The sequence below is a fragment of the Devosia sp. XK-2 genome (assembly GCF_037113415.1).
Taxonomy (GTDB): domain Bacteria; phylum Pseudomonadota; class Alphaproteobacteria; order Rhizobiales; family Devosiaceae; genus Devosia.
On sequence record NZ_CP146608.1, the window covers coordinates 3,381,164 to 3,395,183 of the forward strand.

The window sequence follows — 14,020 nt, forward strand, 5'->3', positions numbered from 1 at the left end:
GCAATTGGCAAGGATAGTGCTGGACCGAATGCGCGCTGACGAAATTGGGCCCGGGCCGCAACTGGTTTTTTCCTCCGACGAGCACGCCGGATAGCGCCGCCGGAAGCGCGGCAGGGGATTTTCCTATTTTGCCGATAGTGGCGAACGGCCCGGAGCGGCCGAATTGGCGCAGATCAACGCTCTGGCTATTCCGCTCGCCTGGTCAGATGTGTGGATCTGCAAAGACGCCCGCGGGCATATTCAAGCAACTGGCCGGGACGGAAAAGGACGCAAGCAATATTGCTATCACGCGCAATGGATAGCGCAACGCAGTGCCACCAAATTCGGAACTTTGGTCAAGTTTGCAAATGCTCTGCGGGGATTGCGCGAACGGGTCGAAACCGATTTGCGACGCCAGACCTTGAGCTTCGAGCGCGTCGCGGGCGTGTCAGGCAAGACGGTGTCGCGCGTCGTCAACCGCGAGCCAAACGTTACTCCCGGTACGATCGAGAAGGTACAGTTGGCCATAGACAGCTTGGGTTATATCCCCAATCTGGCGGCCAGAAGCATTCGCTCGAGCCGCAGCAACATCATCGGCATCATTACCGACTACGTTTCGACGACACCCTATTCCGGCGACATCGTCCGAGGAATGCAGGATTGGGACCTGCTTCCAGTCCAGCGGACCATCGTTCAGTCTGAAGATGTCGTTGTGGGGAGGTGAAAACGCGCTTCGAAGCCGTCCTGCGCTCCGGTCCTCGGCGAAGCCAGGGCAAGCCTGCTTCCGGTGCGGTTCGCAATCGCAGCAACGATGGTCAGCCCTAATCCGCTGCCGTCAGACTTGCGCGTGTCACGGTGAAAGCGATCGGTTAGGTGCGCGAGGAGGTCCGGGTCCAGGACCGGTCCGGCATTTGAGACAACCAGATCGCCGCCTGGCGTGACGGATACCCGGACTTCACCATGGCCAGCGCCATGCCGGAGGGCGTTCTCCACCAGGTTCCGGCAGACGATTCCCAATGCGTCAGGGTCGATGGTCGAGAGCACCGGGGTCGGGGGAAGGTCCAGTGCAATCTCGGATGATTGCGGGCCGCGGGTCATATCACTGATGACCAGTCGCATGGCCGCCCTCACATCGTATGGTATGTCCGACTGGAGGCGTCCGCCCTCAGCGCGCGCCAGTTGCATCAGGCGCTCCGTGCGGCGCGTCAGGCGTTTCAGTGTGTCCTCGATATCGACGGCGCGCTGCGCCGCAGCTTTGTCTTCAGTTTCCGACCGAAGCCGCTGCGCCTGGGCAATGGCGCCTGCCAGCGGCGTCCGCAACTCGTGCGCGGCGTTGGCGGCGAAGCTGCGTTCGGCCTCGAACGCCTCGCGGAGCTTGGTCAGAAGGCCGTTGAGCGTTTCGGCCAAGGGCCCGATCTCTGTGGGCAGGTCGTTCGCAGGGACCACCGACAGGTCACGGGCACCGCGAGCCTCCAGCCGCGAACGAAACCGGCGCAGAGGATCGAGGCTGAAACGGACCGCCAGAATGATGGCGACCAGTGCGACCGGGAGCATGATCAGCAGCGGCAGACCGAGGCCCATCTGGATTTCCCGCGCGACTGATGCGCGATGCGCCAGCGGCTCGGCAACAGTGATGCGGATCGTCTCCTGAAGGGCTGCGTCGCTGTAGAACCGGTGGGTCGCCGTCTGCCGGAAGCCCGTCCCGTCCCAGGGCAGGAACAGGGCGGGATCGGCCTCGTGCGACTGCAGCAGGATGCGCCCCTCGACATCCCGGACGAGGTAGGTGAAGAACTCGTCATGTCCCCGGATCGGGGCAAGCCGTTGCGTAATCCCCTGTTCTTCCCGCCCCACGATATCGGTTACCGCCAGCGGCAGGATCCGCTCCGCCGTTTCGCGCAGGGCGCTGTCGAAGACCTCGTCCATCTCGTCCCTGACGATCAGGGACGTCACCGTCGCCGCAAGCAGCCATAACACCGTCAGCGCGAAGCCAAGCGAGAGACCGAGGCGGCCCTGAAGGCTGGCGGGCCACTTCATGGCTTGCCCAGCCGGTAGCCCATACCGCGCTCGGTCTCGATAACGGCGGCCCCAAGCTTCTTGCGCAGCCGGCTGACATGGACTTCGATGGTGTTGCTTTCCACCTCGGCGTCGAAAGCATAGAGCTTGTCTTCCAGTTGGGCCTTGGACAGCAATTGACCCGGGCGGGCAAGAAAGGCTTCGAACAGCGCCCATTCACGGGCTGTCAGTTGAACCGGCCTGCCGTTGCAGCGAACACTGCGCGCGGCGAGGTCGACCTCCAGCGGGCCATGGGTCACGATGGGGTTCGGATTGCCGCTATAACGGCGGGCCACCGAGCCGATCCGGGCCGAGAGTTCGGCGAGGTCGAAGGGCTTGACCAGGTAGTCGTCGGCGCCAGCATTCAGTCCCTCGATCCGGTCCGAGACCTGGTCGAGTGCGGTCAGGATGATGACCGGCGTCACGCCGCCCCGCGCACGCAATCCCTTGAGAAAGCCAATACCACGCCCGTCGGGCAGCATCAGGTCGAGCAGGATAAGGTCGTAGGATGTGGATTCTACAGCATCGCCGGCGGCGTCGAGCCGCGTCACCCAATCCACCGACTGGCCGTCGGCCGCAATCTGGTCGCGCACTGCAGCGCCCAGAACCGTGTCGTCCTCGATCAGCAGGATGCGCATCCTCGTCCCCGTCCTTTTCTGATAACCCTTCATGGTCCGCCCGGCTGACAGCACGCTGAAGCGGCGGGTGAGGCCCCTTCAGGCTGATGTCAGCTTCGCCTTGCATGACTGGTATCAAGATGGCCGCGGCGGGAGTTTGACCTATGAAGAAGACATTGACAATTCTCGGCTTTCTCGCAGTCCTCCCAGCTGGCGCCGCCCTGGCGGATGACGATTGTCTCGTGCCGATGGCTGACTGGCAGCCGCGCGACGCGGTCGCCCGGCTGGCCGAGGAGAACGGCTGGACGGTGCGCCGTATCAAGATCGACGACGGCTGTTACGAGATCATCGGCCGGGATGCCGAAGGGCGCCCGATCGAGGTGACGATCCACCCGGCAACGCTGCAGGTCATTGCGTTCGAATATGAGGACGAGGACGATCGCCCACACCGGGATCGCGAAGGCGCTGTTGACGGCTGAGCCCGCTGATCCTGACCCGCCTTACCGATGCCGGGGTGCCTCGAACACCCTGGGCTGATTGCCCCTGCCGGATTTTCGCGTCGCGAGCGCCCCGCTCGGGCCATGCGTGCTGCAAATTCCTCTGCGATCGCAAAACGGGCCGAACGCCAGCCTCAATCCCTTGCCCCCATCTTCCAGGCCATCCCGGGAGCCTGTCCCCGCAGCAACCAACATATTCCTGACGGCAAGCTGAAGCGGAAGCTGCCAAGGCGTCAGGATGCCCTCAGCTCGGCTCTCCACATTGTCCTCAGCAGACGAAAGGAGACCCTGCGATGAAAAAGACCCTCACACTTCTGGTCGCATCCACGGTGCTGACCATTGCCATCGGCGTCCCCGCCTGGAGCGCGATGCGGGCCCCGACCGACGGCGCCCCTCGGTCGGTCGCAACGCTCTTCGATGACGGCCCGCAAACCATGTCGATCGCTCTGGTGGGCGACGATGAGGATGATGACCGCCCTTGGCAAAACGGTTCGCCTCGGGGTCACGATGATGCCGAGTGTGGCACCGATGGTGATGGCGACGAGGATAGCGATGACGACGACAACAACGATTGCCGCGGTGGGCTCCGCAATCCTGCGCCCGCTGGCATTGTTGCCCCACCACAGAACGGCCTCTTCAGGACCGGTGCTCCGCCGCAGGTTCAGATGAACTGACCCGCTCCACAGTACCTCTGAGAACAAGGGATCATCCGATGAAATCGTTTCTCGCCACGCTCGCGCTGACGACAGCGCTGACGCTTCCCAGCCTCGCCCTGGCGCAGCCGGTGACGTTCACCACCACCCTCAACAATTACGGCGGCGACGGCGCCTACCTTGCCTTCTACGTCACCGACGCCTCGGGCGCCTATGTCGGCAGCCTCTGGATGGCCGGCGGCAAGTCCAAATACTACGAGCATCTGAGCGACTGGTACCGCGCCACAGGTGGTGACACGGGCCAGGTGAACGGTATCACCGGCGCCAGCGTCGGTGCGGGCCGCACATTGGAGATCACCCTCGACCTGGCCGATGCGCTGTTCGACGCGGGCTATACGCTCCACGTCGATGCGGCCGTCGAAGACATGCGCGACAGCCCGAACGAAGTGGCGGTGCCGCTGACAATCGAGGGGGCGGGCAAGCCGGTGGTCGGGCGCCGCTACATTGCCAGTTTCACCTACAAGTGAGGATGAAGCGATGATCCGAGCACTCCATCGTTGGCCGGGTCTTCTTGCCCTTGTGCTGGTCACCATCCTGAGCTTGAGCGGCGCCGCGCTGTCGATCTTTCCGGCGGCTGAGAGCGCTGCTGCGCCGCAAGCGCAAGCCGGTCTGACCGTCGCCGCCCTCGCAGACCGCATCCAGGCTGTCTATCCGGGTGTCGAGCAGATCCGCCGCTCGCCCTCAGGCCGGATCACGGCCTACTGGTTCGATGCAGGGGCGCCGGGCGCCGCCGTGATCGATCCCGCGACGGGCCAGGGCGTAGCCTCTGCTGATCCAAACCAGATCGAACGCTGGTTGACCGGCCTGCACCGTTCGCTGTTCCTCGGAGATGGCGGGCGCCTGGCCATGGCTGCAGGCGCCGCGGCCATACTGGTCCTCTCGCTCTCCGGCGCAGCGCTCGTCGCGCGGCGAGCGGGCGGCTGGCGGCGCTGGTTCGCGCCCTTGCGTGGTCCCGTCGCGGGCAGGCTGCATGTCGAGATCGCCCGGATCGCCGTCGTCGGCCTTGCGTTGTCGTCGACGACTGCCTTGTGGATGACCGCCTCCACCTTCAATCTTTTGCCGGACGGGGGCGCCCCGCCGGCCGTCCCCACGATAGTGAGCGGCCAGATGGGGGTCGCGCTTGACCAGATGCCGACGCTGCAACAGACACCCCTCGCCGAACTGCGTGAGCTGAGCTTTCCCTATCCCGGTGATGCGACGGATGTCTTCACGCTCAGGACGGACCGGGGCACCGGATATCTCGATCAGGGCGACGGTGCTCTGCTGGCCTGGGTCGAGCTGACGGGATGGGAGCGCGCCTCGGAGACCATCTACATGCTGCACACCGGACAAGGGGCGGCGGCGCTCGGCGTCGTGCTCGGGTTCACGGCGCTTGGCGTGCCCGCGATGGGTGCGACCGGCCTTCTGGTCTGGCTTGCCGGGCGGCGCGGGCGGCCGCGCATCCGGGGCAATCAACCGGCCGGACGCGCCGAGACAATCCTGCTCGTCGGCAGCGAGGGCGGCAGCACCTGGGGTTTTGCCGCAACCCTGCACGCCGCCCTGACCAAGGCCGGTCATAGCGTCCATGTCGGCCCGATGTCGGGCTTCGCCCCGGAGCGCTACGCCAACGCCCGGCGCATCATCCTTCTCGCCGCGACCTATGGCGACGGGGCGGCGCCGGCATCGGCGAAGGGCTTCGTTGACCGGCTAAACGCTTTAGAGCCGGTGCCAGACATTGCGCTGGCAGTGCTCGGCTTCGGCGACCGCAGCTTTCCGGCCTATTGCGCCTTCGCCGGGGCTGTCGTGCAGGCAGCACAGGCCAAAGGCTGGCACGCGCTCCTGCCGCTCGACACCGTCGATCGTCAGTCGCCGCAGGATTTCGCCCGCTGGGGCCGCGCGCTCGGCGAGGTGCTCGGCATGGCGCTCGACCTGTCGCACCAGCCAGTCCTGCCGGCCATCGACAGGCTGACCCTCGTCTCGCGCCGCGACTATGGCGCCGAGGTGCAGGCTCCGACCGCCATCCTCCGCTTTGCGCTTCCGCGCGTTTCGCTTTGGCAAAGGCTGCGAGGGGCGGGGTTCGTCCGCTTCCAGGCCGGTGACCTGATCGGCATCGTGCCCGAGGGCAGCGCCATCCCGCGGCTTTATTCACTTGCCTCCGGGCGCCATGACGGTTTCATCGAGATCGTGGTCAAGAAGCATCCCGGCGGCCTCTGCTCGGGGCAACTGACTGCGCTTGAGCCGGGCGACACGGTGTCTGCCTTCCTCCGCCGCAACCCCGGTTTCCGGCCGGGCCGCAGCCGGGCGCCGCTCATCCTGATCGGCGCGGGGACGGGCATTGGACCACTCACGGGCTTCGTGCGCGGCAATGCGCGCCGCAGGCCGGTTCACTTGTTCTTCGGCATGCGCCACCCCGCCAGTGATTTCTTCTACGGCGACGATTTCCCAATCTGGCAGCGCGAGGGGCGTCTGGCTCGGTTGGTCACGGCCGTCTCGCGCGGGGCACAGCCCCACTATGTGCAGGATGCCCTGCGCGGGGAGGCGGCGCAGGTCTTGGAGCATGTCCGCAATGGGGCGCGCATCATGGTTTGCGGCGGACGCGACATGGCCGCGGGCGTGGCAGAAGCGCTGACAGAAATCCTCGCGCCGGCCGGGCTCACGCCTGCAATTCTGAAGGCCGAGGGGCGGTATGTCGAAGATGTCTACTGAGCGCGCGCGCATCGCCCTGAATGGCCCGACCATGGGCACCCGCTGGTCCGCGCTGTTCTTCGCGGACGCGGGCCTCGATCCCCAGCCGATCCGCCGGGCGCTCCAAGCAGCGGTGGACGATGTGGATGCCCAGATGTCCACCTGGAAGCCCGACAGCGATCTGGTGCGGCTCAACGCGGCGCCAGTAGGCGAATGGGTGGGAGTTCCTTCGCAACTGGCCGCGGTCCTCAGGCTCGGCCTTGAGATCGGTAGTGCCTCTGGTGGGGCCTTCGACATCGGGATGGGTGATGCGGTGACCGCTTGGGGGTTCGGACCAGAGGGCGCCGCGCCCGAGCGTATCCGTGCCGCAATGGCCGCGGCGCGGCGCCCCGCGCATCAAGTCCTCAAGATCAAAGGTGACCATGTGCGCAAATCCGCGCCCGTCACACTCGATCTGAATGGTATCGCCAAGGGTCATGGCGTCGACCGGCTGGCCGAGGTCCTGCAAAACCACGGGGTCGCCGATGCGCTGGTCGGCATTGACGGGGAAATGCGCGCCATGGGGCTCCGACCGGATGGCGAGGCCTGGACCATCGCGGTCGAGCTGCCGGATGTCGAACGCCGGACACCGCATTCGATCCTGGCGCTTGGGGACGCCGGGGTGGCCACGTCGGGTGACTACCGCCACTGGGTTGAGGTACAGGGGCAGCGTCTGTCGCACACGATGGACCCGATGCGCGGCGCCCCGCTGGTCGCGTCGCCGGCCTCCGTGACCGTGGTAGCCCGCACCTGTGCGGAGGCAGACGCCTGGGCGACGGCGCTCATGGTGCTCGGACCCGTCAAAGGCGCAGTGATTGCCCGAGAACGCAGGCTCGACGCCCTGTTTCTCCTGCGCGATAATGATGAAAATATCGGGGGCGTGGGAGTCGGAGGACTTTTTTCCGAAATGCCAGCGGCAGGTGCCCCAACCGAGGGGAGATGAGTCGCATGGAAACGACTCGGACCGACCGCTTCAAGACAGCCATCCTGCTCATAGCGGCGACCGGCCTGATCGGCGGCCTGGCGTTCTACCTGGCCGGCCAGGCCGATATTGGGAACCTGTTCTGGATCGTCGGCGTTGCTCCGGCGCTCGTCGCGCTCGCGCTCGAGATCTTTCGCAGCGCCCGGCGAGGTGAAGTCGGGCTGGACGTCGTGGCCGCTCTGTCCATGTCGGCGGCGCTCGTCTTCGGTGAGACCCTCGCAGCGGCGGTCGTTGCGGTAATGTATTCGGGCGGCACGTTCCTTGAAGCCTTCGCTGAGGGCCGAGCCCGACGCGAGATGCACGATTTACTCTCGCGCGTGCCCCGGACGGCGACGCGGCATCGCAACGGCAGGCTGGAGGACGTGCCCCTCGACGAGATCGTCCCCGGTGACCGTCTATTGATCCGCCAGGGCGACGTCGTTCCGGTGGACGGCGCCGTGGCGTCCCAAGCGGCTTTCCTGGACACCTCGGGCTTACGGGGGAGTCCTTGCCGATCCGCCTGGCACGCGGCGACGACGCCATGAGCGGCTCGACTAATGCGGGCGAAGCCTTCGACCTGTCCGCCACGCGCGAGGCGAAGGACAGCACTTATGCCGGCATCGTCCGGCTGGTCGAGGAGGCGCAGGCATCCAAGGCGCCGATGTCGCGGCTGGCAGACCGCTGGTCCCTGGGTTTTCTCTTGCTCACCGTCAGCATCGCCTCTGCGGCCTGGTGGTTGACGGGCGATCCGATACGGGCGGTCGCTGTCCTGGTGGTTGCCACGCCCTGTCCGCTGATCCTGGCGGTGCCGGTGGCGCTGGTCGCCGGCCTGTCACGTGCCGCGCATTTCGGTGTGCTCATCAAGGGTGCCGGGCCGCTCGAGACGATGGCCCGCACCCACACGCTGATCCTGGACAAGACCGGCACCCTGACAGACGGACGGCCGCAGATCGTGTCGATCGCCAGCCATGACGGGCTGGCAGAGGACGACATCCTGCGCCTCGCCGCCGCGCTGGATCAGGCCTCCAAGCACCCCGTCGCGCAGGCCATCGTCGCCGCCGCAAAGGCGCGGGGCCTTTCCCTGCCCATCCCGTCGGAGGTGGCGGAGATCGCCGGCGAAGGCGTCGTGGGCCATGTCGAGGACCGCCAGGTCATTGTCGGTGGGGATGGCTTCGTCGCGTCCCGCATCGGGCGGAGACCGGGCGGTCACGCAGCAATCGCCGCCGGCTCCGTCATGGTCGCGGTCGCCGTGGACGGTCGCCTGGCGGGATATCTGGTGATGTCCGATCCGCTTCGCGAGGGCGTGGGCGCCATGCTTGGCGGACTGCGCCGCGAGGGGATCGCGCGCATCCTTCTTGCCACCGGCGACCGTGCCGACGTGGCCGAACGGGTGGCCGAAGGACTCGGTCTCGACGCGCTGCGCGCTGGGCTGACGCCCGACCAGAAGGTTCTGCTCGTTCTCACCGAGCGCAAGCGAGGGCCCGTCATGATGGTGGGCGACGGGGTGAACGATGCGCCCGCGCTCGCAGCCGCCGATGTCGGCGTCGCCATGGGTGCGCGGGGTGCGGCAGCCTCTGCCGAGGCGGCCGATGTCGTGCTTCTGGTGGACCGCGTCGACCGGCTGGGACCGGGGATCGAGATTGCGCGGGCTTCGCGTCGGATCGCCGTGGAAAGTGTTGTCGCCGGGATCGGCCTTTCGGTGCTCGGCATGATCGCAGCCGCCTTTGGCTATCTCACCCCGGTACAGGGCGCGGTCCTGCAGGAAGTCATCGACGTCGCCGTAATCCTCAATGCCCTGCGCGCGCTACGTATTGCGCCGCATGAGCCCGCCATGAAGCGAGAGGCCGTCCCCAACCGACAGGCCGAGATCGCACAAGGAGCCGCGCCATGAGCCGTCTGTCCCATTCCGAAATCCATATGGTGCATCGCATTGGCTGGTTGCGGGCGGCCGTTCTGGGCGCCAATGACGGCCTCGTTTCGACAGCCAGCCTGGTTGTGGGCGTGGCCGCCGCGGGATCGGAGAAGCCGGAGGTCTTGATCGCCGGGCTGGCAGGCCTGGTGGCCGGGGCCATGTCCATGGCGGCAGGAGAATATGTCTCGGTCAGTTCGCAGACCGATGCCGAGCGTGCCGATCTCGCCCGCGAAACCCGCGAACTCGCCGAAACGCCAGACGCGGAACTCGAGGAACTGACCCAAATCTATGTCGACCGTGGGCTCGACCGGGACCTTGCCGAGCGGGTTGCTATTCAACTGACGGAACGAGACGCGCTCGGCTCGCATGCGCGAGACGAGCTCGGTATCTCCGAAACCGTGACCGCACGCCCGATCCAGGCCGCGGTGGTTTCGGCGCTCACCTTCGCCGTCGGTGCGGTGGTTCCGCTGATCGTCACACTGCTCGTACCGGAACGTGCCGTTGCACTTCTTGTGGCGGCATCGACCATTTTGGGTCTCGCGACTCTGGGCGGGCTGGGCGCATCGGCCGGGGGCGCCGGCGTCGTTCGCGGCGCCGCCAGGGTCACCCTCTGGGGCGCCTTGGCAATGGTGGCGACGGCGGCCGTTGGAACAGTGTTCGGGGTCACAATAGGCTAAAGGCGCTCCCTTCCGCCATGGACTCTCCTATCCCCTGCGGCGCGCCCAAGACGCTTGGCAGACATAGGGTACATTGGCATAGACCGCCAGCTGCCCGAACAAGCTGAACAGACCGAAGTTCTGCGCCCTATCGCCAACGCACAGCGCTAGCGAAGTCGGATCTATCTCTTCCAGGGGCGTCAGGACCGCGTTGAACGAGCGCATTCCCGGCCACTATCGTTCGACCCTTGTGCCATCCTTGAAACAGTGGAGATCAGCGGCGTCGTAACCGACATGGATTATCTCTCCCGCTGACCTGCCTGCGTCGCCTTCGGCCTTGATCGTAAGTGGACCAAGTGTTGCGGAGGTGACGTAGATCAGCGTCTCGCTACCGAGATGTTCGACATGGCGGACCGTGACCGGCCATTGAGCATCCGCGGTGATGCGCAGATGCTCGGGACGAATGCCGATCGTGTCGCCACCCAGTTTCCTGGCTTCCTCCCCGGTGATGAAGTTCATCTTCGGGGAGCCGATGAAACCGGCGACGAAGGGCGTGGCAGGCTTGCGGTACAGCTCCATGGGCGCGCCGGCCTGTTCGATATGCCCATCCTTGAGCACAACAATACGGTCCGCCATGGTCATGGCCTCGACCTGGTCATGGGTGACATAGACCATGGTGGCACCAATGCGGCTATGCAGTTCGGCCAGTTCCACACGCATCTGGGCGCGCAGGGCGGCATCGAGATTGGATAGCGGTTCATCGAAGAGGAAGACCTTGGGCTTGCGCACGATGGCACGGCCAATGGCAACGCGTTGGCGCTGACCGCCCGACAGCTGCTTGGGCTTGCGGTCGAGCAGATGGGTGAGTTGCAGCGTGTCGGCCGCTTCATTCACCCGCGCTTCGATTTCCGCCTTGGGCATGCCCGAGAGCTTGAGACCGAAGCCAATATTGTCGGCAACGCTCATATGTGGATAGAGCGCGTAGGACTGGAACACCATGGCGATGCCGCGCTGCGACGGATCGCGCGTGGTCACGTCGTCCCCGCCAATGTGGATCGTGCCGCCCGAGACTTCCTCGAGGCCGGCGATCATGCGCAGCAAGGTGGACTTGCCGCAACCCGAAGGGCCGACCAGCACGGTGAAGGATCCGTCGGGAATGGTGAGATCGAGGCCGGGAACGACTTCCACCACGCCATAGCGCTTCTGGACATTGCTGAAGGTGACGTCAGCCATTGGGCTTCTCCCCGGTTTGGTCGGTGCTGCGGACGGATACGGTGCCGTCGAGGGCGACGAAGCCGTCAACGGCGAACAGGGAAATCGTGGTGGCGCCCACCCGGTAGTAGCGAAAACTCAGGGCGCGGAAATCATCGATGTAGAGAACGCCCAGGCCCAGCTCCGGATCGACCACGAGATCGAGCGCATAAGCCCCGTCGGGACTGGGCGGAAAGGCCACGCGGGGCGCGCCATTAGGGTCGCCATTGTAGAAAAAGACGGCGTCGCCACGTTCGGTGTCGAGCTCAAGCGTGCTGACCCGGCCCGAATTGGTGGCCGTGAAGGCGATGCCGAAACGGGTGCCGGGTGTCACGTTTACCGTGGCGCGAATCCGCATGGCGGTGTCAGGCGTGCCCGCCTGCAATTCGCCCATCGAAAGCGCTGAGCGTTCGGTATCGAACTGCGCGCCCAGCTGTGCGGGCAGGCTAACGGCCAGCGCGCCATCCGCCATGCGGTGCAGCGCATGCATGATGAGATCGCCGCCCCAGACGAAATTCATTGCGTCCTTGCGCAGGCTCTTGTGCGCCACCCAGCCGAACAGCAGCCGATCATCCCCGGTCCCGGCCGACTTGCCTGCATAAAAACCGCGGCCGTCGAGGGCGTCATAGGGTCCGTATGCGTAGGGGCCGGTGCTGTCGACGGCGTTGAGGTAGCGCACCTGCCGCGAGGCCTCGCGCTGGTCCGAATAGATCAAGAACCAGTCGCCGCCTTCGGTAAAGAGGTCCGGCACTTCGAGGTTGAGCGGCGATTCCTCGGCATAGAGGGGAGCGGCGGCGGTCCAGGCACCGAGGTCGGGCGACGTATAGAGCCCGATAGCCGCACTACCGTCGTGCCGCGTAGTCATCAGCATCCACCAGGCTTCGACCTCAGCATTCCAGAACACGAACGGGTCACGGAAGTCCCACTCGTCATAGGAGGGCAGGCCGGCAAAGGTTGCCTGGGGGACCTTTGTCCATGGGCCCACCAGGGTCTCCGCGCGAGCCTCCATGGTGACTTCCTTGGGCCGGGCCTCCGGATTGTGGCCGGTATAATAGAGGCGATAGCCGCCATCGGGGTCGGCGACGACGCTGCCGCTGCCCGTCCAGTAGTCCGATGTCCCGGCCTCGCCCACCGGCACGACCTCGACCGGGGTCGACCAGGATCGCAGGTCCGAGGTCTGGGCCATCCACCAGGGATGCCGCCCCTGGTTTTGCAGGTAGAAGACCGAATAGGTGCCGTCCTCGAAAAACGGATTGGGGTCGCCAACCCCGGCCACTTCGCCAGCGAAATAGAGCGGTGCCGCCTCGGCCGCGGCAGCAAAGCTGGTGGCGGCCAGCAGGATGACCACGAGCCTACGCATCGATCGCCTCCAGGCTGCGCATGACAACAGCAGCTTCCGGATGGGCGGGAAAGAACAGGTTGGTGATCCAGATCAGGCCGTCGGCGGCGCTGAGCTCAACGAGGCCGCGGTCGATGAAGAGGGTCAGGTCCAGCGCGCCGGTGCCAGGCCAGGGCAGGTCCACGGCATAGTCGTGCCCGAACCCGTCCATGCCATCGACGGGCTGACGCATCGTCCGGATCGAACCCCGGTTACCGCTGGTGCGAGAAACGATGAAGTGCGGCTGATCTTCCCCGAAAAGGTGGATCGCCAACTGTTCGCCCGGCGCAAGCGTGATCCTGCGGTCCAGCCGGTAAGTGCCGGGTGCGCCCTGCCCCTCAAAGCCCGCCTCAACGGAAGCGGGCGCGCTGGCAGCGACGCGCAGGCCATCGGGCGTACCGACCAGCCGCAGTTCGCGCGGCAGGGACATGACGCCGCGAAAGGCCCCGGTCTTTGTCTGCCGGGCATAAAGCCAGTTGCTGGCCCAGGCGATGGCCGTGGGTGTCTTCGTCCCACCCCGTTCGAAGAAGGTCTGGGCGGCATAGTAGTCGCGGCCATAGTCGAGCCAGAGTTCGGTTTGCGGCGGGTTGGCATTGGTAAAGTGCGTGCCGTCGAAGCTGCCCAGGAAATACTGCGTGCCCGACCCCTGCGCATATCCCCCGGGATTAAGCCCGATGATCAGCACCCAGACCGTTTCGCCATTGGGCGCGGCAAGAGGCACCATATCGGGACACTCCCAAGGGCCTCCACTATGCCGGCCATGGGCTTCTCCGAAGCTCGAGAGATAAGTCCAGTCGCGCAGGTTGCTCGAACCATAGAAGCCGACGCACTGTCCCTCGGTCACCAGCATGACCCATTTGCCACTGGCCTGATGCCAGATGACCTTGGGATCGCGGAAGGCAGCAAGGCCGGGATTGGGCAGGACGGGATTCGAAGCATCGCTCTCGAAGTTTGAGAGATCGTCATTGGCATGGACGAGGCACTGCACCTGATAGTCCTCGCCATCGGCTGTGCGGCTATGGGCCGTGTAGAAGAGTTTTACACCCACGTCGGTTTCGACGGCGCTACCGGAAAAGCAGGTGCCCAGGGCATTGGGATAAAGGGCCACAGGTTGCTCGGTCCAGTTTACGAGATCGCTGCTGGTGCCGTGTCCCCAATGCATTGGCCCATGCACCGTGCTGTCCGGATCGTGCTGGTAGAACAGATGCCAGATGCCATCGACGCGGATCATGCCATTGGGATCGTTCATCCAGCCGCGGCGTGGCGAAAAGTGCAGATGGGGACGATAGGTTTCGGTCATG

At 65.5% G+C, this 14,020-nt stretch carries 11 protein-coding genes and 2 pseudogenes; 8 read left to right on the top strand and 5 right to left on the bottom strand.

Features of this window, described 5'->3' with window-relative positions; translation table 11 throughout:
* Nucleotides 1–127: 127 nt before the first annotated feature.
* A pseudogene (locus tag V8Z65_RS16595) lies at nucleotides 128–643 on the top strand (LacI family DNA-binding transcriptional regulator); the annotation flags it as partial.
* Nucleotides 644–672: 29 nt separating this feature from the next.
* On the opposite strand, the gene V8Z65_RS16600 reads toward V8Z65_RS16595, so the two are convergent.
* Nucleotides 673–2,013, bottom strand: coding sequence for an ATP-binding protein (locus V8Z65_RS16600; protein WP_338721255.1), 1,341 nt, complete (start codon nucleotides 2,011–2,013; stop codon nucleotides 673–675).
* Nucleotides 2,010–2,669, bottom strand: a complete 660-nt coding sequence (locus V8Z65_RS16605; protein ID WP_338721256.1) for a response regulator transcription factor — start codon at nucleotides 2,667–2,669, stop codon at nucleotides 2,010–2,012. Before V8Z65_RS16605 ends, V8Z65_RS16600 begins: the two co-directional genes overlap by 4 nt.
* 143 nt (nucleotides 2,670–2,812) lie before the next feature.
* On the opposite strand from V8Z65_RS16605, the gene V8Z65_RS16610 reads away from it, so the two are divergent.
* The 7 genes and pseudogenes from V8Z65_RS16610 to V8Z65_RS16640 all read left to right on the top strand — a co-directional run bounded on the left by V8Z65_RS16610 (nucleotide 2,813) and on the right by V8Z65_RS16640 (nucleotide 10,111).
* Nucleotides 2,813–3,127: a PepSY domain-containing protein gene (locus V8Z65_RS16610; RefSeq protein WP_338721257.1), complete on the top strand. Its 315-nt coding sequence runs from the start codon at nucleotides 2,813–2,815 to the stop codon at nucleotides 3,125–3,127.
* Nucleotides 3,128–3,438: 311 nt separating this feature from the next.
* The gene (locus V8Z65_RS16615; RefSeq protein WP_338721258.1) at nucleotides 3,439–3,819 is read left to right on the top strand and encodes a hypothetical protein; all 381 of its coding nucleotides are present in this window, start codon (nucleotides 3,439–3,441) and stop codon (nucleotides 3,817–3,819) included.
* Nucleotides 3,820–3,857: 38 nt separating this feature from the next.
* Nucleotides 3,858–4,325, top strand: coding sequence for a DUF2271 domain-containing protein (locus V8Z65_RS16620; RefSeq protein ID WP_338721259.1), 468 nt, complete (start codon nucleotides 3,858–3,860; stop codon nucleotides 4,323–4,325).
* 10 nt (nucleotides 4,326–4,335) lie between these two features.
* The gene (locus V8Z65_RS16625; protein WP_338721260.1) at nucleotides 4,336–6,543 is read left to right on the top strand and encodes a PepSY domain-containing protein; all 2,208 of its coding nucleotides are present in this window, start codon (nucleotides 4,336–4,338) and stop codon (nucleotides 6,541–6,543) included.
* Nucleotides 6,524–7,504: an FAD:protein FMN transferase gene (locus V8Z65_RS16630; RefSeq protein WP_338721261.1), complete on the top strand. Its 981-nt coding sequence runs from the start codon at nucleotides 6,524–6,526 to the stop codon at nucleotides 7,502–7,504. The genes V8Z65_RS16625 and V8Z65_RS16630 overlap by 20 nt, the downstream gene beginning before the upstream one ends.
* A 5-nt stretch (nucleotides 7,505–7,509) precedes the next feature.
* Nucleotides 7,510–9,413 (top strand): annotated as a pseudogene (locus V8Z65_RS16635) (heavy metal translocating P-type ATPase).
* Entirely contained in the window at nucleotides 9,410–10,111 is a 702-nt protein-coding gene (locus V8Z65_RS16640) for a VIT family protein (protein WP_338721262.1), read from the top strand. The pseudogene V8Z65_RS16635 and the gene V8Z65_RS16640 overlap by 4 nt, the downstream one beginning before the upstream one ends.
* Nucleotides 10,112–10,324: 213 nt before the next feature.
* Here V8Z65_RS16640 and ugpC read toward each other — a convergent pair whose 3' ends face one another.
* The 3 genes from ugpC to V8Z65_RS16655 are packed head-to-tail and all read right to left on the bottom strand — an operon-like array spanning nucleotide 10,325 to nucleotide 14,019.
* On the bottom strand, nucleotides 10,325–11,323 hold the full coding sequence (gene ugpC, locus V8Z65_RS16645) for a sn-glycerol-3-phosphate ABC transporter ATP-binding protein UgpC (protein ID WP_338721264.1): 999 nt from the start codon (nucleotides 11,321–11,323) through the stop codon (nucleotides 10,325–10,327).
* Nucleotides 11,316–12,701, bottom strand: a complete 1,386-nt coding sequence (locus V8Z65_RS16650) for a hypothetical protein (protein ID WP_338721265.1) — start codon at nucleotides 12,699–12,701, stop codon at nucleotides 11,316–11,318. The genes ugpC and V8Z65_RS16650 overlap by 8 nt, the downstream gene beginning before the upstream one ends.
* Entirely contained in the window at nucleotides 12,694–14,019 is a 1,326-nt protein-coding gene (locus V8Z65_RS16655; protein ID WP_338721266.1) for a glycoside hydrolase family 32 protein, read from the bottom strand. The genes V8Z65_RS16650 and V8Z65_RS16655 overlap by 8 nt, the downstream gene beginning before the upstream one ends.
* Nucleotide 14,020 lies beyond the last annotated feature (1 nt).

What these genes read in the sequence shown, in the direction of transcription:
- V8Z65_RS16600 (WP_338721255.1), bottom strand. Translation starts at nt 2,013, where the DNA reads ATGAAGTGGCCCGCCAGCCTTCAGGGCCGCCTCGGTCTCTCGCTTGGC.
- V8Z65_RS16605 (WP_338721256.1), bottom strand. Translation starts at nt 2,669, where the DNA reads ATGCGCATCCTGCTGATCGAGGACGACACGGTTCTGGGCGCTGCAGTG.
- V8Z65_RS16610 (WP_338721257.1), top strand. Translation starts at nt 2,813, where the DNA reads ATGAAGAAGACATTGACAATTCTCGGCTTTCTCGCAGTCCTCCCAGCT.
- V8Z65_RS16615 (WP_338721258.1), top strand. Translation starts at nt 3,439, where the DNA reads ATGAAAAAGACCCTCACACTTCTGGTCGCATCCACGGTGCTGACCATT.
- V8Z65_RS16620 (WP_338721259.1), top strand. Translation starts at nt 3,858, where the DNA reads ATGAAATCGTTTCTCGCCACGCTCGCGCTGACGACAGCGCTGACGCTT.
- V8Z65_RS16625 (WP_338721260.1), top strand. Translation starts at nt 4,336, where the DNA reads ATGATCCGAGCACTCCATCGTTGGCCGGGTCTTCTTGCCCTTGTGCTG.
- V8Z65_RS16630 (WP_338721261.1), top strand. Translation starts at nt 6,524, where the DNA reads ATGTCGAAGATGTCTACTGAGCGCGCGCGCATCGCCCTGAATGGCCCG.
- V8Z65_RS16640 (WP_338721262.1), top strand. Translation starts at nt 9,410, where the DNA reads ATGAGCCGTCTGTCCCATTCCGAAATCCATATGGTGCATCGCATTGGC.
- ugpC (WP_338721264.1), bottom strand. Translation starts at nt 11,323, where the DNA reads ATGGCTGACGTCACCTTCAGCAATGTCCAGAAGCGCTATGGCGTGGTG.
- V8Z65_RS16650 (WP_338721265.1), bottom strand. Translation starts at nt 12,701, where the DNA reads ATGCGTAGGCTCGTGGTCATCCTGCTGGCCGCCACCAGCTTTGCTGCC.
- V8Z65_RS16655 (WP_338721266.1), bottom strand. Translation starts at nt 14,019, where the DNA reads ATGACCGAAACCTATCGTCCCCATCTGCACTTTTCGCCACGCCGCGGC.